The organism is Pantoea sp. BJFS-204, assembly GCF_049310725.1.
GTDB classification, from domain to species: domain Bacteria; phylum Pseudomonadota; class Gammaproteobacteria; order Enterobacterales; family Enterobacteriaceae; genus Pantoea; species Pantoea agglomerans.
Map to the genome: position 1 here is coordinate 500,344 of NZ_JBMOWE010000001.1, position 22,783 is coordinate 523,126.

15 protein-coding genes are annotated in these 22,783 nt (G+C 45.1%); all 15 read left to right on the forward strand.

Annotation, left to right across the window (positions count from 1 at the left end):
- The gene (locus ACO6VX_RS02175) at positions 1 to 1,224 is read left to right on the forward strand and encodes a glycosyltransferase (RefSeq protein ID WP_010248122.1); all 1,224 of its coding nucleotides are present in this window, start codon (positions 1 to 3) and stop codon (positions 1,222 to 1,224) included.
- Entirely contained in the window at positions 1,221 to 2,561 is a 1,341-nt protein-coding gene (locus tag ACO6VX_RS02180; protein WP_010248120.1) for a lipopolysaccharide biosynthesis protein, read from the forward strand. Before ACO6VX_RS02175 ends, ACO6VX_RS02180 begins: the two co-directional genes overlap by 4 nt.
- Positions 2,562 to 2,839: 278 nt before the next feature.
- Positions 2,840 to 3,742, forward strand: a complete 903-nt coding sequence (galF, locus tag ACO6VX_RS02185; protein WP_010248118.1) for a UTP--glucose-1-phosphate uridylyltransferase GalF — start codon at positions 2,840 to 2,842, stop codon at positions 3,740 to 3,742.
- Positions 3,743 to 3,784: 42 nt separating this feature from the next.
- A complete protein-coding gene (galE, locus tag ACO6VX_RS02190) occupies positions 3,785 to 4,798 on the forward strand; it encodes a UDP-glucose 4-epimerase GalE (RefSeq protein ID WP_010670976.1) in 1,014 nt (337 codons plus the stop codon).
- Positions 4,799 to 5,345: 547 nt separating this feature from the next.
- Complete coding sequence (locus ACO6VX_RS02195; RefSeq protein ID WP_010248114.1) at positions 5,346 to 6,761, forward strand: mannose-1-phosphate guanylyltransferase/mannose-6-phosphate isomerase; 1,416 nt, start codon at positions 5,346 to 5,348, stop codon at positions 6,759 to 6,761.
- Between the two features lie 14 nt (positions 6,762 to 6,775).
- Positions 6,776 to 8,158, forward strand: a complete 1,383-nt coding sequence (cpsG, locus tag ACO6VX_RS02200; protein ID WP_422457552.1) for a phosphomannomutase CpsG — start codon at positions 6,776 to 6,778, stop codon at positions 8,156 to 8,158.
- A 48-nt stretch (positions 8,159 to 8,206) separates the two neighbouring features.
- Entirely contained in the window at positions 8,207 to 9,247 is a 1,041-nt protein-coding gene (gene gmd / locus ACO6VX_RS02205; protein ID WP_010248109.1) for a GDP-mannose 4,6-dehydratase, read from the forward strand.
- 1 nt (position 9,248) lies between these two features.
- Complete coding sequence (locus ACO6VX_RS02210; RefSeq protein WP_010248106.1) at positions 9,249 to 10,151, forward strand: GDP-mannose 4,6-dehydratase; 903 nt, start codon at positions 9,249 to 9,251, stop codon at positions 10,149 to 10,151.
- Positions 10,127 to 11,290 carry a glycosyltransferase family 4 protein gene (locus tag ACO6VX_RS02215; protein WP_022625016.1) on the forward strand — a complete coding sequence of 388 codons (1,164 nt, stop codon included), beginning with the start codon at positions 10,127 to 10,129 and terminating at the stop codon, positions 11,288 to 11,290. The genes ACO6VX_RS02210 and ACO6VX_RS02215 overlap by 25 nt, the downstream gene beginning before the upstream one ends.
- Positions 11,287 to 12,402 carry a glycosyltransferase family 4 protein gene (locus ACO6VX_RS02220; RefSeq protein ID WP_422457553.1) on the forward strand — a complete coding sequence of 372 codons (1,116 nt, stop codon included), beginning with the start codon at positions 11,287 to 11,289 and terminating at the stop codon, positions 12,400 to 12,402. Before ACO6VX_RS02215 ends, ACO6VX_RS02220 begins: the two co-directional genes overlap by 4 nt.
- Positions 12,403 to 12,537: 135 nt before the next feature.
- Positions 12,538 to 13,947, forward strand: coding sequence for an NADP-dependent phosphogluconate dehydrogenase (gene gndA, locus ACO6VX_RS02225; RefSeq protein ID WP_010248093.1), 1,410 nt, complete (start codon positions 12,538 to 12,540; stop codon positions 13,945 to 13,947).
- 500 nt (positions 13,948 to 14,447) lie between these two features.
- Entirely contained in the window at positions 14,448 to 15,239 is a 792-nt protein-coding gene (locus tag ACO6VX_RS02230; protein ID WP_010248090.1) for an ABC transporter permease, read from the forward strand.
- Positions 15,239 to 16,519, forward strand: a complete 1,281-nt coding sequence (locus ACO6VX_RS02235; RefSeq protein ID WP_022625014.1) for an ABC transporter ATP-binding protein — start codon at positions 15,239 to 15,241, stop codon at positions 16,517 to 16,519. Before ACO6VX_RS02230 ends, ACO6VX_RS02235 begins: the two co-directional genes overlap by 1 nt.
- Entirely contained in the window at positions 16,516 to 18,705 is a 2,190-nt protein-coding gene (locus tag ACO6VX_RS02240) for a methyltransferase domain-containing protein (RefSeq protein WP_422457555.1), read from the forward strand. The genes ACO6VX_RS02235 and ACO6VX_RS02240 overlap by 4 nt, the downstream gene beginning before the upstream one ends.
- Before the next feature lie 18 nt (positions 18,706 to 18,723).
- Entirely contained in the window at positions 18,724 to 22,740 is a 4,017-nt protein-coding gene (locus ACO6VX_RS02245) for a glycosyltransferase (RefSeq protein ID WP_031292672.1), read from the forward strand.
- Positions 22,741 to 22,783 lie beyond the last annotated feature (43 nt).

The following is a 22,783-nucleotide window of genomic DNA, read 5'->3' on the forward strand; positions in this document are numbered from 1 at the left end:
ATGAAACTGACTTTTTTCACCATGCGTTTCCCGGTTGCCTCTGAGACATTCGTATTAAATCAGGTAACCCACTTTATTGATGCCGGTTACGAGGTGGAGATTATTTCAGTCTTTCCCGGCGATTTAGTGAACCGGCATGCCGCTTTTGATGAGTATGGTCTGGCGGCGAAGACGCATTATCTGCTGCCGGAAGAGAAGATCTCGATTGTCGATAAGCTGAACCAGCGCATCAAGCTGGTGCTGCCAAAAGTGACGAAGCCGTCGCTGCTGCGTTCGCTGAATGTGCGCCGTTATGGCGCACAGTCCAGCAAACTGCTGCTGCCGTCGATTGTGGCGAATGCAAAGCAGACCTTCACTGCAGATGTGTTCCTGGTGCATTTCGGCTATGCCGGTGCCCTGGCGAACAAGCTGCGTGAGCTGGGCGTGCTCAAGGGTAAACAGGCGACCGTGTTTCACGGCGCCGATATTTCCCGTCGTCACATTCTGGAAGAGCACAAACTCGACTATGTGAATCTGTTCCGCCAGAGTGAGCTGATGCTGCCTATCAGCAATCTGTGGAAGAACAAGCTGATTGAGATGGGCTGCCCGCCGGAAAAAATTCACGTTACGCGTATGGGCATTGAGCCGGAGAAGTTTAACTTCCAGCCGCGCCAGGCGTTTCAGACGCCGCTGCGTATCGTTTCGGTGGCACGTCTGACCGAGAAGAAAGGGCTGGATGTGGCGGTCAAAGCCAGCGCCATCCTGAAGCAGCGTGGCGGTCAGTTTCAGTACACCATTATCGGTAACGGCGATCAGGATGAGATGATGCGTGATTTCATCGCCCGCGAGGGGATGGAAGATTGCGTCAGCATGCCGGGCTTTAAACCGCAGGAGGAGATCCGTCGCGCGCTGAGTGAGGCTGACATCTTCCTGCTGCCCTCCAAAACCGCCGCAGATGGCGATATGGAAGGTATTCCGGTTGCACTGATGGAGGCGATGGCGGTCGGCCTGCCGGTGGTCTCAACCTTCCACAGCGGCATTCCGGAGCTGATCGAAAACAACGTATCTGGCTGGCTGGTGGAAGAGGACGATCCTGAGGCGCTGGCGGAGACGCTGCTGAAGCTCTCTCAGGGTGAAGTGGATGTGGCGCCCGTGGTCGCGGCCGCCCGTCACAAAGTTGAGACTGAATTTAATCAGCATATCGCCTACGGCGAACTGGCACAGATTCTGGAGCGACTGGTGTGAGTGGATTTAAGTCACAGGCGATTTGGCTGTTCGGTAGCACCTGCTTTTCTGCGGTGCTGCAGGTTGCACAGCTAAGCTTTCTCGCCCGCAAACTGGAAACCCACGAGCTGGGTCTGTTAGCCATCATCAACGCCATCCTGGCGGTGGCGGGTGTGCTGCAGGATATGGGGATGAGCAGTTATCTGGTGCATCGCCAGAACATTACCCGTCGTGAGCAGAGCACCATCTACTGGGTGAACGTCTCACTCAGCTTGTGTACCGGCCTGATCATGCTGCTGATCGCCTTCCCGGTCTCCTGGTTCTATCATCTGCCGGAGCTGGTGGGTCTGATCATGCTGACCAGCCTGAACTTCCTTGTGCTGGGGCATCTGTCGCAGTATCAGGCGCACTACATCAAAACCAAGCGGATGGTTTCGCTGGCGAAGATTGAGATGGGCACCAAGCTGTTTGCCTTCCTCTGTGTGGTGGCGATGCTGGAGTTCACTTCGCTCACCGTAGCGGCGGCGATTCTCGGTCTGTTCATCAACGCCTTTACCCGCATCCTCTGCATGATTGCGCTGGGTGAGAAGTCATGGCGTCCGACCTGGGAGTTCGATAAAGCGACCTTTATTGGCGCGATTCGCTACGGCAGCTATCAGCTCGGCTCGCAGACCATTAACCAGCTGCGCACCCAGGCCGATGCACTGGTAGTGGGTAAAGTGATGGGCGCCGAGATGCTGGGTGTCTACTCGCTGGCGAAAGAGCTGGTGCTGCAACCGCTGAAGCTGGTGACGCCGGTGATTAACCGTCTGGCACTGCCGCGCTTTGCAGAGAAGCAGCACGATGCCGAGCAGTTGAAGAAGCTGTTCCTCAAAGGCACGCTGGGGATCATGCTGTTCAGCAGCGCGATGTACCTGGTGATTGGCATCTTCTCGCCGGTTATCGTTCGTGTGCTCTACGGCGCATCCCACGAGCAGGTCTATCATCTGATTCCGCTGATGCTGCTGTTTGGTATGCTGCGGCCGATGGGCGGACTGACCGGGGCAATTTCCCAGGCCAACGGACGGACCAACGTTGAGTTCTACTGGAACATCGTGGCGAGTATTGTGGTTCTGGCGGTGCTGGCAACCACCTTTATCTGGCCGAACGTGCTCTATGTGGCGCTGACGCTTTCCATCTCGCAGATTCTGATCTCGGCACTGGCTCATCCGTTCTTTATTAAGCCGGTGATTGGCATTCGGTTTATCCCTTATGCCCGGCAGTGGGTGGCGGTGTCGGTGGTATTTGTCGGCATAATGCTGCTGGTCAATCACTTTAATCTGTTTGTGATGCCGGAGTGGTTTGAAGGCTGGTTGTAATCACAATTGCGTTATATCAACGGGCGGCCTCAGGGTCGCCCGTTTTCATTTATGGCTGGTCTCAGCCGCGCGGCGACCAGGGGTGGAAATAACAGAGGCGATATTCGATTACTGATTGTCTTTATTCAGTTTATGCCGTTGCTGGCAATGGGCAAAATGCCGAATTTCCAAGTTATGACAGAGAGTTACTGTCCGATTTTCAGATAAAGATTATACTTGCTCTTCCGGCCGATCCTGCATAATCGACCCACATCTTCATTTTATTAAACGGAATAAATATGACCAAGCTTAAAGCAGTAATCCCGGTTGCGGGCCTCGGTATGCATATGCTCCCTGCGACTAAAGCCATTCCGAAAGAGATGCTGCCTGTCGTCGACAAACCGATGATCCAGTACATCATTGACGAGTGTGTTGCCGCGGGTATTAAAGAGATTGTGCTGGTCACGCATGCATCGAAAAATGCCGTAGAAAACCACTTCGACACCACCTATGAGCTCGAAGCGCTGCTTGAAGCGCGCGTGAAGCGTCAGCTGCTGAGCGAAGTGCAGTCTATCTGCCCGCCAGGCGTAACCATCATGAACGTGCGCCAGGCGCAGCCGCTGGGTCTGGGCCACTCGATTCTCTGTGCCCGTCCGATGATCGGTGATAATCCGTTTGTGGTCGTGCTGCCTGACGTCCTGCTGGATGATTCTACCGCTGACCACATGCGTTACAACCTCGCAGCAATGGTTGCCCGTTTTGAAGAGACCGGCCACAGCCAGGTCCTGGCGCAGCATATGCCCGCGTCCAATCTCACTGAGTACTCGGTAATCACCACTGCAGAGCCGATTGATCACCCTGGCGACATCAGCACCATTACCGATTTCGTTGAGAAGCCTGAAGATACCGCCGGACTGAACTCTGACCTGGCTGCGGTAGGCCGCTATGTCCTTTCTGCTGATATCTGGGCCGAACTGGAGCGCACTGAGCCAGGCGCGTGGGGCCGTATCCAGCTGACCGATGCCATCGCCAGCCTGAGCAAACATAAAACCGTTGATGTTTCGCTGCTGACCGGTCACAGTTTTGACTGCGGTCGTAAGCTCGGTTACATGCAGGCGTTTGTCTCCTACGGCCTGCGCAGCAACGCGCAGGGTCGCGATTTCCGCGAAGCTATCCAGACCATCCTCGCAAAACAACAGTAATTTATTTGCCGCGTCCTGCGCGGCAGATTGAAAGGAGCTCACATGGCAATTTTAGTCACGGGCGGAGCAGGATATATCGGCTCCCATACGGTACTGGCGCTGTTGCAGCGCGGTGATGATGTTGTGGTTCTGGATAACCTCTGCAATGCCTCACGCGAAGCGATTAACCGCGTTGAGAAACTGGCAGGCAAAAAAGCGACCTTCGTTGAAGGCGATATCCGTGATCGCGCCTGTCTGCGTGACCTGTTTGCATCCAACAGCATTTCAGCCGTGATCCACTTTGCTGCGCTTAAAGCCGTCGGTGAATCTACGCGTATGCCGCTGGAGTACTACGAGAACAACGTCGCGGGCACCGTGGTGCTGCTGGAAGAGATGCGTGATGCCGGCGTCTGGAACTTTATCTTCAGCTCATCAGCAACCGTTTATGGCGCAGATGCCCCGGTTCCTTACGTTGAGACCACCCCGATTGGCGGCACCACCAGTCCATACGGCACCTCTAAGCTGATGACCGAATTCGTGATGCGCGACTTCGCCAAAGCTGAGCCGAAGTTCAAGGCGATTGCCCTGCGTTACTTCAATCCGGTTGGCGCGCATGAGTCAGGCGAAATCGGTGAAGATCCGGCGGGCATCCCAAACAACCTGCTGCCGTACATTGCACAGGTTGCGATTGGCCGTCTGGAGAAGCTGGGCGTGTTTGGCGGTGATTACGATACGCCAGACGGTACCTGTCTGCGTGACTACATCCATGTCGTTGACCTGGCGGAAGGGCACCTGAAAGCGCTGGATTATCTGAGCAAAGTTGAGGGCTACACCGCCTTTAACCTGGGTGGCGGCAAAGGCTTCTCGGTGCTGGAGATGATCAAAGCATTTGAGAAGGCGTCCGGCAAGGCGATCCCGTTTGAGATCAAGCCACGTCGCGATGGCGACCTGCCTGCGTTCTGGGCCGATGCGTCACTGGCAAACACGACGCTCGACTGGCGCGTGACGCGCGGCATCGATGAGATGATGCGCGATACGTGGAACTGGCAGAGCAAGAACCCGGATGGGTTTCGGTAGTCTGCGATGAAATTCAAAAAACCCGGCTCAGGCCGGGTTTTTTTGTGCCTGCGTTAAGAGAAATTGCATATTCCTGCTCACTCTCCTCACCTCAATGCCAGATTGTGACTGACTGATGACTTAATACGGAATTATCCTGGTCTGGCTTCTGTAGCGTTTAATCACAATAGCGGCTAATCCGACTCTGTGAAGAGGCGCAAAGCGCGATTCCTCATACGCTACTATGCTGTTTTGCCAGTGATTACATTTACTCGTGCAGGATGAGATCAATGTTTAGTCACTCTTAAGTTTTGTCAGTGGCAATGAAAGATTAGGCATATTATTTTTGCCGCACAAAATGTACTATTTGGAGTTATCCCGGAACCCGTATGCGATTGATTGAAATATAATCAGCGCATCGACAGGCTAACCTGTGAAGGTAAGATTCCTATCACACAGCGCATTGGTTGCTGCAAGCCAGGGGCGGTAGCGTGGCTGTTTATTCATAATGAGTAAAAATTGACCCGCTTATATGCATAGCATGTTTAAATTTGTTAGAGGATGTGGAATGTTACTTCCCGTAATCATGGCCGGAGGAACCGGCAGCCGCTTATGGCCCCTTTCCCGCGAACTTTATCCTAAACAGTTCATCTGTCTGCACGGTGAGCACTCCATGCTGCAGGAGACGGTTAATCGTCTGAGCGGCGTCGAAGCGCGTGCACCGATGGTCATCTGTAACGAGGAGCATCGTTTCCTGGTTGCTGAGCAGTTGCGACAAATTAACAAGCTATCCCATAACATCATTCTCGAACCGGTCGGGCGTAACACCGCTCCGGCCATCGCGCTGGCTGCGCTGAACGCCGTAGAGCAGGGTGATGATCCGGTTCTGCTGGTGCTGGCCGCCGATCACGTAATTGAAGACCGTGCTGCGTTTCATCAGGCTATCAAAGTCGCTACCGCTTATGCCAAGCAGGGCAAGCTGGTGACTTTTGGTATCGTGCCAACCGGTCCGGAAACCGGCTATGGCTACATTCAGCGTGGCGAAGCACTGCCAGGCGCAGAAAGCGGCCCTTATCAGGTTCAGCGCTTTGTTGAAAAACCGAATCAGAGCACCGCTGAGCAGTATCTTGAGTCCGGTGAATACTACTGGAACAGTGGCATGTTCATGTTCCGGGCTAAACGCTATCTGCAGGAACTGGAGAAATTCCGTCCGGATATTCTGGAAGCCTGCCGTCGCGCCATGGCTAACGTGAAAGAAGGGAATGATTTCATCAGTATTGATAAAGATGATTTTATCGCCTGTCCTGACGAGTCAGTGGATTATGCAGTAATGGAACAGACCGATGCCGCTGTGGTCGTCCCGCTGGCAGCCGGATGGAGTGATGTCGGTTCATGGTCTGCACTGTGGGAAGTAAACGACAAAGACGCTCACGGTAATTCCCTGAAGGGCGATACCTTCCTGCACAACACCAAAAACTGCTATATCAACAGTGAAGATCAGCTGGTTGCCGCCATTGGTGTTGAAAACCTGGTCATTGTTAACACCAAAGATGCTGTGCTGGTTGCACGTAAAGACCAGGTACAGGACGTTAAGCGAGTGGTTGAGTTCCTGAAAAGCGAGTGCCGCAGCGAATATCGCCGCCATCGTGAAACTTACTGGCCATGGGGACGTTGCGATCTGGTGGTCAACACTGGCCGCTTCAACGTTAACCGCATTACGGTTAAGCCGGGTGAAGCCTTTGAACTGCAGATGCACTATCACCGCACCGAACACTGGGTGATTCTTTCAGGCACAGCGAAAGTCACTATTCAGGATAAAACCCTGCTGCTGACAGAGAACCAGTCAACCTTTATTCCAATCGGTCACCCGCATACGTTAGAAAATCCAGGCAAAATCCCTCTGGAACTTCTGGAAATCCAGTCGGGTTCTTACCTTGGTGATGACGACCTCATTTTGATTAAACAACAGTTTGCAAGTAAGTAAGGACAGACACGATCATGGCAGCACTGACCTGTTTTAAAGCTTATGACATCCGCGGCGAGTTAGGCACTGAACTGAATGAAGACATCGCTTACCGCATTGGCCGCGCCTATGGTGAATTTATCCGGCCAAAAACGATCGTGGTGGGCGGCGATGTCCGCCTGACCAGCGAGTCGTTAAAGCTGGCACTGGCAAATGGACTGCGGGATGCGGGCACCGATGTGCTCGACATTGGTATGAGCGGAACAGAAGAGATCTATTTCGCCACGTTTCATTTAGGCATTGATGGCGGCATTGAAGTGACTGCCAGCCACAATCCCATGAACTACAACGGGATGAAACTGGTACGGGAAGGTGCTCGCCCGGTCAGTGGTGATACCGGTCTGCGTGACGTGCAGCGCCTGGCTGAAGCGAATGACTTTGCTCCGGTAGAAGAGAGTAAGCGCGGCAGCTATAAACAGATTTCTGTGCTGGATGCCTATGTCGATCACCTGATGGGTTACATCGACCTGAGCAACTTCACTAAACCAATGAAGCTGGTGATCAACTCCGGTAACGGAGCCGCAGGTCATATCATTGATGAAATTGAAAAACGCTTTAAGCAGGCGAATGCGCCAGTAACGTTCATCAAAGTACATCATGAAGCAGACGGTAACTTCCCGAACGGTATCCCAAATCCGCTGCTGCCGGAGTGTCGCAAAGACACTTCTGATGCGGTGCGTGAGCATCAGGCCGATATAGGTATCGCCTTCGACGGTGACTTTGATCGCTGCTTCCTGTTTGATGAGAATGCAGAGTTCATTGAAGGTTACTACATCGTTGGGCTGTTAGCCGAAGCGTTCCTCAAGAAAGAGCCAGGAGCGAAAATTATTCACGATCCGCGTCTGACCTGGAACACCATTGATGTGGTGACCAAAGCGGGTGGTATTCCGGTGATGTCTAAAACCGGTCATGCGTTTATCAAAGAGCGCATGCGTGAAGAAGACGCGGTTTACGGTGGTGAGATGAGTGCGCACCACTATTTCCGTGACTTCTCTTACTGCGACAGCGGTATGATTCCATGGCTGCTGGTGGCAGAACTGCTGGCGGTTAAAGGGGAGACACTTTCCGGACTGGTTTCGGAAAGAATGAAGGCGTTTCCATGCAGCGGTGAGATTAATTTCAAAGTTTCAGATTCGAAAGCTGTTATCGCTGCGCTCAACGACAGATATTCATCTTCTTCAGTTGCTAAGGATAATACCGATGGTGTGAGTCTCGATTGTCAGAGCTGGAGATTCAACGTCAGAACCTCAAATACTGAACCTTTGCTAAGGCTTAACGTCGAAACCAGAGGTGATACAGAGGCTCTGAGCAAATTACTGAAGGAAATTGATTCGCTTATTAAAGCATCATCGATTTAGTTCAACACCTAGATACTAATTTTAATTTTCTTAATCATGGGTTTACGAATGACGAATAAAACTGCAGTAATTACCGGCATCACAGGTCAGGATGGTGCTTATCTTGCTGAACTACTCCTGAACAAAGGTTATACCGTTTATGGTACTTATCGTCGTACCAGCTCAGTGAATTTCTGGCGTATTGATGAGCTTGGCATCCGGGCTAATCCTGCTTTGCATCTGGTTGAATATGACCTGACTGACCTGTCATCAAGCATTCGTTTACTTCAGGAAAGCAAAGCGACAGAAGTCTACAACCTTGCGGCTCAGAGCTTTGTAGGTGTTTCTTTTGACCAGCCGCTGACAACAGCTGAAATTACAGGTATTGGTCCGGTAAACCTGTTAGAAGCTATTCGTATCGTTAACCCAAAAATCCGATTCTATCAGGCGTCTACTTCAGAGATGTTTGGTAAAGTGCAGGCTATTCCGCAGAAAGAGGATACACCTTTCTATCCGCGTAGCCCGTATGGTGTTGCTAAGTTGTATGCCCACTGGATGACAATTAACTACCGTGAGAGCTACAACATCTTCGCATCAAGCGGAATTCTGTTTAACCATGAATCCCCACTGCGTGGACAGGAGTTTGTGACCCGTAAGATCACTGATTCGGTAGCAAAAATTAAGCTCGGTAAGCTGGATGTGCTTGAGTTAGGTAACATGGACGCCAAACGTGACTGGGGCTTTGCTAAGGAATATGTTGAAGGCATGTGGCGTATGCTGCAGGCTGATGAGCCAGATACATTTGTCCTGGCAACCAACCGCACTGAAACAGTCCGTGACTTCGTTTCAATGGCGTTCAAAGCGGCTGGCATTGAATTGCGCTTTGAAGGCAAAGATGATCAGGAAGTTGCAATCGATGTAGCTACTAACAAAGTGGTGGTTAAGGTCAATCCTAAGTTCTACCGTCCTGCTGAAGTAGAATTACTCATTGGCAATCCACAGCGCGCGAAAGACATTCTGGGCTGGGAACCTAAAACTACGCTCGAAGAGTTGTGTGCGATGATGGTAGAAGAAGATCTGCGCCGCAATAAACAAGGATTCTCCTTCTGATATGACTAATGGCAAAAAAGCACTGATCACTGGGATCAAGGGCTTTACCGGCCAATATATGGCAGCGGATTTATCCGCTGCCGGATATGAAGTTTATGGTTTCGGTTCAACTCCTGCCCTGAATGCCTCACGCTATTTTCAGGTTGATCTTACCAATGCAGCAGACGTAAAGAACGCTGTAGACAGTATTCAGCCAGATGTCGTTGTTCATCTTGCAGCAATAGCTTTTGTTGGGCATGCTGACGCGAACGCATTCTATAGTGTAAACCTTTGCGGTACGCGTAATCTGTTACAGGCTCTTAGCGAATCAGCAAAAATGCCGGATGCAGTTTTGATCGCCAGTAGCGCTAATGTTTACGGTAATAACACGCCGGGGAAATTAGCAGAGTCGGTTCCTGCCAGACCCGCGAATGACTATGCAGTAAGCAAGCTGGCCATGGAGTACATGACTAGTCTGTTTTATGAAAAATTGCCGATTATTATTACCCGGCCATTTAATTACACAGGCGCCGGTCAGGCAGAAAATTTCCTGATCCCGAAAATCGTCAAACATTTTCGTGAGAGGAAAGAAGTCATTGAGCTGGGCAACATAGATGTATGGCGTGATTTTTCCGATGTGCGCGACGTCGTTAAAAGTTATTCTGCGTTACTACATTCACGCTCTTTTGGTCAGACAGTCAATGTCGCTTCAGGCAAAATGCACTCATTAAGGGAAGTCGTTGATCTCTGCAAATCCCTGACAGGCCATGAAATTAAGATTAAAGTTAATCCCGATTTTGTCCGGCCTAATGAAATTAAAGAACTTTGTGGCGATATTACTTTGCTAAGTTGCTTAGTCGGTGAGACTTCGTCTAAAATTCCTCTTAGAGATACACTGAAATGGATGCTGGAAGCAAAGCAATAAACGTCGTTTACTCTACGGACTGTATTAAATATCCTTTAACCGGTATTGGCCGTTATGCGTTTGAGCTTGCTAAACAACTTCAGGAAAGAGAAAACATCGCGCTGACGTTTCTTCATGGTACTAAAATTCGCGACTCACTGGCAGTTGCCAGTGAGTCAGCTCAATCGGTTCAATCGTTTAAACGCAAGTTACAAAAAAGTAAGACTGTAAGTGAAATTTATCGCCTGTCTTTCCCTGTGATGAAAATGATGGCGTTGAGGAATTTTAAGAAACATATATATCATAGCCCAAACTATTACTTACCTCCTCGAGTGAACCACTGTGTTGCAACATTTCATGACCTGTCGGTATTCCACTGGCCGCAGTTTCATCCGGCTGGCCGTGTTCACCTGATGCAAAAAGAGTTAAGGAATACAATTTCGCGAGCATCAATGCTGATCACTGATTCTTATTACACGAAGAATGAGTTAATTGATTTTTTTGGTATTGAAGATAATAAAATTGCCGTAGCCCCTCTGGCCTGCAATGAACAGTTTCATCCTCGTGACGAAGCAGAGACACACCACGTTCTTAAGAAGTATAATCTGAAGTGGCGACGATTTTTTCTTTATACCGGCACGATTGAACCTAGAAAAAATATATTGACGCTGTTGCAGGCCTATGACCGGCTTCCAGCTAATGAAAAATCTTCCTTCCCGTTAGTCATTAGTGGTTACAAGGGTTGGGAAAATGAAAAACTCTTCAAGCTTTTTGATAAGGGTGAGAGAGAAGGGTGGCTAAAGTATTTGGGTTTTGTACCGGGTAACGATCTGCCGCATTTATTCAGTGCTGCGACGAGTTTTGTATTCCCTTCAATCTATGAAGGTTTTGGCTTGCCGGTGCTTGAAGCAATGGCTTCAGGAACGCCTGTGATTTGCTCAAATGCAACATCACTTCCGGAAGTCGCCGGAGATGCAGCATTAATGCATCAGCCTGACGATGTCCATGCTTTAACAACTTATATCCAGATGATGATAGAAAACGCTGACGAAAAGCGCCGGATGATTGATGCTGGATTAGTGCGCGCCCGCGAATTTTCATGGTCACTGTGTGCGGATAAAACCATTGAAGCTTATGAGCAGGTCGCAAGATATATATGATTAAAGTTCTACACTGTTATAAAACCTACTACCCTGATACTTTTGGCGGCATCGAACAGGTTATTTATCAGCTCGCAGAAGGTGGTTTTAAATCAAGTATCGAATCTGTTGTTTTTACTCATAGTCCCCAATTTGGAAACAAAAAAAACAGACTGGATAACCATCAAATTCATCGGGTAAAAACGCAGTGTGAGTTTGCTTCCACGCCATTCTCCTATTCAGCAATAAAAGAGTTCAGAGAACTGGCTCAGGATGCGGATATCATCCATTATCACTTCCCGTATCCCTTTATGGACTTTATGCATTTTGCCGCTGGCATCAAAAAGCCATCAGTAGTGAGTTATCATTCTGATATTGTTAAGCAGAAGGTGCTGTTAAGGCTCTATACGCCGTTGATGAACCGCTTTCTCTCCAGTGTAGACCGCATCGTTGCCGCGTCGCCAAACTATGTTGAAAGTAGCCCGGTCCTGCAGCAGTTCAAAGATAAAGTTGAAGTTATTCCTTACGGTCTTGATAAACAGTTTTATCAGAATAACGATCCTGCCGTTCTGCAAAAATGGCAGGCAAGATTTCCGGATGGCTTCTTTCTCTTTATTGGAACGTTTCGCTATTACAAAGGGCTGCATATCTTAATCGAGGCGGCAAAGAACAGCCATTATCCAATCGTTGTGGTTGGTGCAGGACCTATTGAGGCTGAGCTGAAATCGCAGGCGCAGCAGTTAGGCGTGAACAATATCCATTTCCTGGGTGCGCTGGAAGACAGCGAAAAATCTGCCTTGCTACAGTTATGTACCTGTCTGGTTTTCCCGTCTCATTTACGTTCAGAAGCATTCGGTATCTCTTTACTGGAAGGTGCTCTCTATTCAAAACCACTAATCTCCAGCGAGATCGGAACGGGAACAACCTTTATCAATATTGATCGGGTCACAGGATTAGTCGTCCCTCCATCTGATCCCGCAGCATTACGACGGGCGATGGATGAAATCTGGCAGAACCCCGAGCTGGCAACGACCTATGGTGCGGCTGCGCTGGCACGCTTTGAATCCCTTTTCACAGCAGATAGAATGATTCAAAGCTATACAAAGCTTTATAAATCCTTGTTAAGTGTGTGATTTATTTTCAGATAATTTCATCTGCACGACCGCACCATTCATTACCTTTAATCCGCTATCCTGAGTTAACATACTGATCACTTACAAAGTGGTGTTACGGGTAACACCATGCGAGACCACAGACAGGAGTATGTAATGTCCAAGCAACAGATCGGCGTTGTAGGTATGGCAGTGATGGGCCGCAATTTGGCTCTTAACATTGAGAGCCGCGGTTACACTGTTTCTATCTTTAACCGTTCACGCGAAAAGACTGATGAAGTCATCGCCGAGAACCAGGGCAAGAAACTTGCTCCTTTTTACACCGTTGAAGAGTTTGTCGAATCGCTGGAAAAACCTCGTCGTATCCTGCTGATGGTTCAGGCGGGTGAAGCGACCGATAAGACAATCGCCTCCCTGACTCCACATCTGGATAAAGGCGACATCCTGATCGATGGCGGTAACACCTTCTATAAAGATACTATCCGTCGTAACAAAGAGCTTTCTGACCAGGGCTTCAACTTCATCGGTACCGGTGTCTCCGGTGGTGAAGAGGGCGCACTGAAAGGCCCATCTATCATGCCTGGCGGTCAGAAAGAAGCCTACGAGCTGGTTGCTCCTATTCTGGATAAAATTGCTGCACGTGCAGAAGATGGTGAAGCCTGTGTGGCTTACATCGGTCCGGACGGCGCGGGCCACTACGTGAAGATGGTTCACAACGGCATCGAGTATGGCGACATGCAGCTGATCGCTGAAGCCTATGCTCTGTTGAAAGGCGCGCTGGGTCTGAACAACGAAGAGCTGGCTGAGACCTTCACTGAGTGGAACAACGGCGAACTGAGCAGCTACCTGATCGACATCACCAAAGATATCTTCACCAAGAAAGACGAAGAAGGTAAATACCTGGTTGATGTGATTCTGGATGAAGCAGCGAACAAAGGTACCGGTAAATGGACCAGCCAGAGTTCACTGGATCTCGGCGAACCTCTGTCACTGATCACTGAGTCTGTGTTCGCTCGTTACCTCTCCTCGCTGAAAACCCAGCGTGTGGCAGCCTCTAAAGTACTGAGCGGTCCACAGGCGAAGGCCTTCACCGGTGACAAAGCGGAGTTCATCGAGAAAGTTCGTCGCGCTCTGTATCTGGGTAAAATCGTTTCTTATGCTCAGGGCTTCTCACAGCTGCGTGCCGCGTCAGAAGAGAACAACTGGGATCTGCATTACGGTGAAATCGCGAAGATCTTCCGCGCTGGCTGCATCATCCGTGCCCAGTTCCTGCAGAAGATTACTGATGCATATGCAGAAGATGCAGGCATCGCTAACCTGTTGCTGGCACCGTACTTCAAAGATATCGCTGATCAGTATCAGCAGGCGCTGCGTGATGTGGTTTCCTACGCGATTCAGAACGGTATCCCGACGCCAACCTTCTCTGCGGCGATCGCTTACTACGACAGCTACCGTTCAGAAGTGCTGCCTGCTAACCTGATTCAGGCGCAGCGTGACTACTTCGGTGCGCATACCTACAAGCGCATTGATAAAGACGGTGTGTTCCACACCGAGTGGTTAGATTAAACATTAATAGTTAGAGGCTTCTTATGAAGCCTCTTCAATTTAAATTTGAACTGTACTTTTGTAATAGATATGTTTTTTATTGTATTTGCATAGGTAATTTACGAATTTTACTAAGAAATCGGAAGTTATAATTTTTTGAATCGAAAGGCAGAATATAAATTGTTTAAGAATGGCCTTGCTTAACCAGGTTTAACTATTTATCTAAGAAATATCACAGTATAAAGTCAAAGGGCAATGTTACTGTAATATACTAGTTAAGTCTTTGCTTTCTTCTTTAGTTAATCAAAGCCAAGATTTTCCGCTATGCTTTAATTCTTCATATATATTTATGTATTGAATGATGCTCAATCAGGATATTTTATATTTATCAGTTCTTAAATTGCATTAATTATAGTTTTTGATTACAAGACGTTATTCGATAAGATCCGGGATATGGTTTTTTACAAAGCCTAATTCATAGGGGAATTGTCAATTAAAGTTTTTTTAATAAAGGTGTGACAGTGAACTTTATAAAGCTAATTTGGGAATATCGCGGGTTTATTCTTGGTAATGTAAAAAGGGAGTTCCAATCGAAGTATCGCAACTCGTTACTGGGCGTTACATGGAGCGTATTAAACCCTCTTTCAATGATTATAGTTTATACGGTTATTTTCTCTCAGGTTATGCGAGCAAAACTACCTGGGGTTGATTCGCAGTACGCTTACAGTATATATATTTGCTCAGGTATACTTACATGGGGTCTGTATGCAGATATCATACTGCGCTCACAAAATATGTTTCTTGATAACGCAAATCTCATAAAAAAAATCAATTTCCCTAAAATTTGCTTGCCTGTTACCGTTATCGGTGGCGCCTTAGTTAACTTTTCAATTATTTTTTCTATTTTTACACTGTTTTTAATTGTAAGTGGTGATTTTCCCGGTTTAGCTTATTTCTCGCTAATTCCAGTGATAATAATTATGATGATTCTGGCTATAGGCTTAGGAATTATCGTTGGTGTGATGAATGTTTTTTTTAGAGATGTTGGACAGTTTTTTGGAATTGTACTTCAGTTTTGGTTCTGGTTAACGCCAATTATATACCCTTCCTCTATTCTCCCAGAAAGCTTACGACCTATGATTAATTATAATCCGATGGCAAGTATAGTTGATGCCTGTCAAAAAGTTCTTGTAAATGGAATTTACCCCGATTGGATGGCATTGCTATATCCAGCTTGCCTTGGTCTTATTTTATGTGTGATCGGTTTGAATCTGTTCAGAAAACACATTGGCGAAATGGTGGATGAATTATAATGGGAAGTATAATTGTTAATGATTTAAAAAAAGAATATAAAAGCTATACAAGTAAATGGGGCAGGTTAAGAGATTGGTGGGGAATAAGTAAAGACAAAAATTATAAAGTTAAATCTATTTTACAGGACATAAATTTCACTATCTTAGCAGGTGAGTCAGTTGGAATTATTGGTGTAAATGGAGCTGGTAAAAGTACATTACTTAAATTAATTACAGGTACCACTCAGCCGACGAGTGGTGAAATAAAAGTAGATGGCCGTGTCGCCGCATTATTGGAACTCGGTATTGGTTTCCATCCTGATTTTACTGGCCGACAGAATGTTTATATGGCAGGTCAATTGTTAGGTTACTCGTCCACAGAGATAGATAGCTTACTTCCGGGTATTGAAGCATTTGCAGAAATTGGAGAGTACATAGAACAGCCATTGAGAATGTACTCCTCCGGAATGCAAGCTCGCCTGGCATTTGCAGTGGCAACAGCAACAAGACCAGACATTTTAATTGTTGACGAAGCTCTTTCGGTTGGTGATGTATATTTCCAGGCAAAATGTTATTCGCGTATAGCTGAATATAAAAAACAAGGTATGACATTGCTATTAGTTTCACATGCAGTGATGGATATATCTAAACAATGTGATAGAGCCATTTTCCTGAAGTCTGGTCGCATATATTCTGATGGTCCTTCAAGAGAAGTAGTCAATATGTATATGGACGATCTTTTCGGTAAAAAGAAAGTTCAAAACAAAAATGGAAAAGTGCAGCAGCTTAATCTGAATGATGAAAATCTTTATCATACAAGGCCAGGATACCTGAAAGAGGAACATCGTTGGGGACAGGGTGGTGCAAAGATTATAGATTTCCTGACTGTCTCTAACGGTATTGAATACCCAACTGTTATTAATACAAATGATAAATTAGATGTATATGTCAAAATTTTATTTGAAAAGGATTTTGAACACATTTCACCAGGAATATTAATTAAGAGTCTTGAAGGTGTATTTATTTACGGGAGTAATTCTTATCTTTCTACAAAGGGAAAAGTTTTACCTAGTGCTCAGGCCGGTCAGGTAGCGGTATACAAATTCAGTTTTAATCTTTCTTTAAATGAAGGAAGTTACCTTTTATCACTAGGTTTATCTGCTGGAGACCCTACACAAACAACAGATCCTATTGATAGACGATATGATTCAGTACTATTAAAAGTCACGAACCATTCCCATATGTGGGGATTGGTAGATATGCAGGCAGAATTCATGCAGGTTGAGGAGTTTTTCGGATGATTAAACAAGAGCAGTCAATTACGGCCCTGGTTGAAAAATTACCAGAAGTTTACCAACCTATTTTTAAGCATCCGGAATTTACAGCTCAGGCATCACGAAGCTGTCTTGACAGGTTAGAAAGAATTTCGTCCGTTTATAATTATATTTCTGAAGAAAAAGGACGCCCCTTAAAGGTTCTGGATCTGGGTTGCGCTCAGGGGTTTTTCAGTTTAAATCTTGCCGAACTCGGTGCCATTGTTACTGCAATAGATTACAGTCAGCCTAATATTGACGTTTGTAATAAACTTGCAAGCGAAAATAATAACCTCAAAGTAGAGTTCTTTCTTGGCAGTATTGAAACTGTAATTAACGAAAGAGTAATGGAAGGGGAATTCGACCTTGTTCTAGGCCTAAGTGTCTTCCATCATTTGGTGTATGAACATGGTGCTGATTTCGTTTTCGATCTGTTTCAACAGCTATCATCAAAAGTGGAAACTGGCATTTTTGAATTTGCTCTCAACACAGAACCACTATATTGGGCTGAATCACAACCAAAAGATCCGCGAGAATTAATTGAGTACTACTCTTTTAGTCATTACCTTTCAATGTATGGAACACATCTTTCCTCAGTTGAGCGACCACTCTTTTTTGCGAGTAATAAATATTGGCATATTGAGGACATGTATGGTGTCATTGAAGCATACATGCAACGTTCACACCAGTTAGATAATTTTTATCATGGAAACAACAGGCGCTATTTCTTCTCAGAAAACAAAACTATAAAAATATTTCTAGATAATGAATCTGGTACAAATCATAAAGAAATTTTGAATGAATCTCTTTTCCTGCAAAAAGAAATTAAGGGTTTTAGAACAGCCAAATTAATTTCATATGGTAATTTTGAACACGAATCATGGATGGTAAGAACGACAATTCCTGGCAAACTTTTACTAGATGTCATCATTAATAATGAAAATTATGATGATGAGAAAATAATTTCTGATTTACTTGAACAAGTCACTATTCTGGAAAAGAATGGTTTATACCATAACGACCTCAGACCATGGAATATTCTTATAGGTGACGATGGGTTGGTTTATATTATAGATTACGGATCTATAAGTTCTCAGGTACTTGATGGTGATGATTTATATGGGCAATTACTTTCATTTTTCGTTTTGATTAAGGAGATCGCACAGCATCGCATCAGAGAACAAGGTAGCCAAAGACCACCATTCATCTCTCCTTACGACTTCCCTGAAAAATATCAAAAGTGTTTGTCGCTGATTTGGGCAATGCCTAGTCAGAAATGGAGTTTTCAGAGTGTTGAAGAAGCATTTAACAATTCATCTGACATGCAAGTCGATGTTCCGGTTTCAGCTATGCTGGAAAGTCATCTTTCAACAACTGTAAACTTCTTGAGCTGGCAGTTTACCCAATTACAAAGCGATTTTTCTGCGAAATTCGAGCAGTTGAATCAGAAGATCGAGGAAAACAATCGATTATTGATTGAGAACTTTAGTGGCATTTCAGATGTTAAATCAGATAAGATGGAAAAATGCTATCAGGAACATTTTCTTGAAGTTAAAGAAAAAGTAGAAAATCTTTCTTCTAAAATTCACGGCCTCAATGAAGAGAATAAAGCACAGTTTTTAACTATGCATAATGCCAGAGTAAATGATGCTGGACATAATGGAGTAAGCCAGGATTTTTCTTCCCATTCGTCCGATAGTGAAAAAGAAATATTGAGCAACGAAGTCAATGAGCTACGACAGGCAGCTCTACATCTTCGTAAGGAGCTTGACGCCGTCTATGACTGCAACTCATGGAAAATAACATACCCTCTGAGAATTGTGTCTAAATCGGCAAAATCATTGTTTAAACCTCGTACGTTAGCTTCCAGAATCAAAGCAGCGCTTAAAAAAAAAAGTAGTCAGTTAGTACCTATAGTAAAGAGATTTGTAGAAAATCGTCCGCTTTTAAAACAGCGGGCGATGCGGTTTCTTAACAGACATCCGGGGTTAAAATACAAACTCAAAAAACGTATAAGTGTCGTCAATATAAACATGGATTCAGTCTCTACATTCAACAAAGTAAATGAGCCTGAAATCCACATCGAGCATATGGAACACAATCAATCATACTCAATCAAAAATCCTGGTGTGAATGAGAAACAAAAATCAGTGCTTGAGTCATGGCTCAATTAATGGATGGTTGTATAAATAATGAAGAAAATACTTGCTCTTAATTTTTTCCCCGCGTTCGTTCCTGTATCTAATGGCGGAGAATCAAAACTTTATAATTTTTATAAAGCTTTAAGCAAATATCATCATGTAACTTTGCTAACATCTACACATCCTGATGTTAGTGAAGAGGTTTTTTATCACACGGCTACTTTTGTTGAGCGTCGTATTCCCAAAGACCACTATTTCATGAATTGCTGGTCAGAATTGTCAGAATATTTAACCGAAGGCCATGGTGATCTGTCCGCACCAACTATTGCGGCAAGCGCTCATTATCCAACATTAATGCATGCCGCTTATCTTCAGGAATATCAATCTGCGGATATTATTGTCCATGACTTCCCATTTACTGTGGATTTTGATATTTTTCTTGGTGCTGATAATAAACCTAGAATATATAATTCTCATAACTGTGAAACAACGCTTTACAGCACACTCCATGCATCAGAAAAATCTAAGCCTATCGTTGATATAGTCGCCAGGGCTGAAAAAAAGTTATTGGAGCATGCAGATCTCATTTTATATTGTGGCGAGGGTGACTATGACTCCTTCAAAAAATTGGCACCACATAAAGAGTCTGTTATGTTCTATTCTCCTAACGGAATGATAGAACAGGCTAAAGTAGGTTCTCCGCGCGCTTCTAAAGACAAACCCTCCGCCGTCTTCATAGGTAGTGCCCATTTACCGAATGTTTCTGCTGCACGATACATAGCAGAAAATATTGCTCCTAAATGCCCGGACATCACTTTTGATATTATTGGTGGCTGCTTGCCAGAAGGTAAATATACCAACAATGTAATACGGCATGGTCGCGTCTCCGATGCTGATAAAGTAAGTATATTTAGCAATGCAAGTATCGCACTAAACCCAATGTTATCGGGTAGCGGATCCAACATTAAGGCACTAGACTATTTCTCATATGGCTTACCTATTTTGTCCACACCTTTTGGTATGAGAGGTTTTAATATAGAGTCGGGTAAGCACTATATTGAATGTGAGTTAAAGAATTTTCCTGATTTACTAAATAAATCTCTTTCGAATGAATCCTATAATAACACTTTGAATATTGGTGTTGAAGGTAAGTCATTTGCCTCCGCTCATTATACATGGGAGGCAATAATAAAAAAATTATTACCACAAATCGAAAAGTTGCCTATCAAAAAGCCAAATTTCGCTTTAGTGCTTAATGACTATAATTCTTATTCAGGTGTGGGAGGGGGGGCAACACGTACAAGAGGTTTATATGAAGCCGTAAGCGAAATATCAGATGTGGTTTTTTTATGTTTTTCAGATGATGGTAAAATTCATTCTGATACTTATGATATAAATACACATGTCATTAGCTTACCTAAATCGACTGCACATGTGCAGGAAGTTAATGATATAAATTCTCAATTCCATATATCTTGTGACGACATAGTTGCAAGTAATCATTGCGTCAATAACAGTCTACTTTTGTCTGTCTATGATATAATTAAAAAAACGGCAAGGTTCATTATTGTAGAACATCCATACATGACGCCGCTCCCAATTAAGTTTCACGATCGATTCATTTATTCATCGCAAAATGATGAAACAAAATTGAAGTCCGACTTACATAAGTGGCATCCGCAAAAAAATTATTTGATTGACATGGTTACAGCTGTCGAAAAAAATGCCGTTGAAAAAGCCGCTTTAACTATTGCTGTGTCTGAAGATGACGCTTATAGCTTGTTGGTCGGAAAGCGCTCCGCTGGTCCAGTGATTGTTGTTCGTAATGGGTCTCAAGCGCCTGTAGAAATCAGTGAAGTTGTTGCTAACAAAATCAAAGCTAAGTTGCATTCAAAATCAGCCGTTTTCCTCGGCTCTGCACATATGCCAAATGTGGATGCAGTCAATTACTTGTTGCAAAATGTCGTTCCACAATGTCCTGATGTTCAATTTAATATTGTTGGTTCAGTTTGTAACTCAATCAGTGTAGAACCAGCAAAAAATGTTGTGCTCTGGGGTATGGTCGATGAAGAAACTAAGTGTGCTATCCTCAATAACTCCCTTTTCGCAATAAACCCAGTTATTTCTGGTAGCGGTTCAAATATAAAGCTAGCAGATTTTTTTGCTAATGGATTATTTGTAGTAAGTACTGTTTTTGGGCTTCGTGGTTATCCAGAAAATATTAATAAACATATTGCACTGGCAGAGCCTGACAACTTCGCACAAGTAATAAACAGCCTTTCTGTTTCTGACGCTACTTTTTCAGAAGAGATGCGTCAGGAGAGAAAAGATATTTTTATTTCTGATCTCTCAATGGTAGGAATAGCTCGGAAATTTGTATCTGCTTTAGAAAACATTGAAAGACCGAAACATAAAGTTCTCTTCGTTACATATCGCTACACTCACCCTGAATTAGGTGGAGCTGAATCAAATTTAAAACGTTTTTTGAAAGCATTAGGAGATACTAATGAGTTCGAAATCGATGTCGTTGCAACAGAAGTTAGTAAAATAAATAATCATGCGCGATTTACGGAACATTACGAATTTGATCATAGCGTTGGCGCTCCCATTGAGATGACTAATCTTAGATTTGCCAGATTTCCGATAGATAGTTATATCGATGAACAGCGAAACAACTCTTTAAAAAGAGCATGGCGTGTGCAACCTGCTTTTGAAAAAGCGATTTTCAAAAAATCTAATGCTGCCTTAATTGATGGACTAGCCTGGGGATGGTCCGATCCTGAAGGTATTGCTACTGAAGCTTATCGCTGGGGCTACTCATCCTGCTCAATTTATGTTTCACATGCTGGTGAAGTTTCGCTTAAAGGATATGTGCCTGAGAAAGCAATGTTGACGCTGCAATCAGAATCAGGAGCAGTATATTCGCATAATGAGGTTGAAGGGAATTTCTCAATCAACGTTACAGCTCAAAGCGGTGTTCTCGAGATATACACCTCTTCTGCCTTCAGTAATGGCAATGATCCACGACCTTTAGGCTTTATTCTTCAGGATTTGAATATTAATGGACGAGTGATCGATATAAATCAGACCGCACTTGCAGACAAAAACCGCATTCCTGCAAGCCAGGTTTTCGACACTTTATCCGAAGCTGCTGAAGAAACCCGATTCCCGTTGAATATTAATTTGACAGAATTGAGAGGTCCTCACTCACAGACAATGGAAGGCTTTATATCCTCCAATATCAGTAAGTATGACCTGGTTATCACCCACAATATCGTTTTCAAACCGGCAGTGTTTGCATTAGAGCTGGCTAAAGAAAATAACGTTCCTTCACTTCTTATTCCACATGCTCATCTTGACGATGATTATTATCATTTTCCGGACTTGCTCAGTGCGGCCCGAAATGCAACAGAGGTGTTAGCTGTTCCTAAGGCTGCGAGTGATTTTTATGCTGCTAAAGGATGCTGCTCATCTTATCTGCCGGGCGGAGCTGATACGCATGAAAAGTTTGTCGCAGATGATCTTGATGCTTTCACAAACATCTATCAAAACGAGGGCCCTTATCTCCTGATTCTTGGACGTAAATCTGGCGCTAAAGGTTATCGTTCAGTGATTGAAGCAACAGAGAAATTAAATCAGGACGGCGTAGCGATTAATGTAGTAATGATAGGTCCGGATGATGATGGAATGGTGATTAATTCGCCATATGTCACTTATCTGGGGCGTCAGCCTCGTGAAGTAGTCAGAGGCGCACTTATGGGCTGCCTTGCGCTGGTTAATATGAGTTCCAGTGAAAGTTTCGGTATAGTTTTGCTCGAAGCCTGGTTAGCTAATAAACCCGTTGTCGCCAACAAGTCGTGCGTTGCTTTTCATGACATGGCTGTCGATAACGAGAATTCCCTGTTAGTCACACCTGATGGTCTGCAAGAAGCTTTAACACGTATTATTAACGATCCAGCTTTATGTCAAAGGCTAGCCGAAAACGGTTATATGACAGCACAAAATTTCAGCTGGGAAGCTGTAGAAAACAAATTTGTCGAAATTTGTCGGAAAAAAATCAGGGCTTAAAGAACGTATCCGAGACTCGTGGGGAAGACAGGGGCGTGATCTA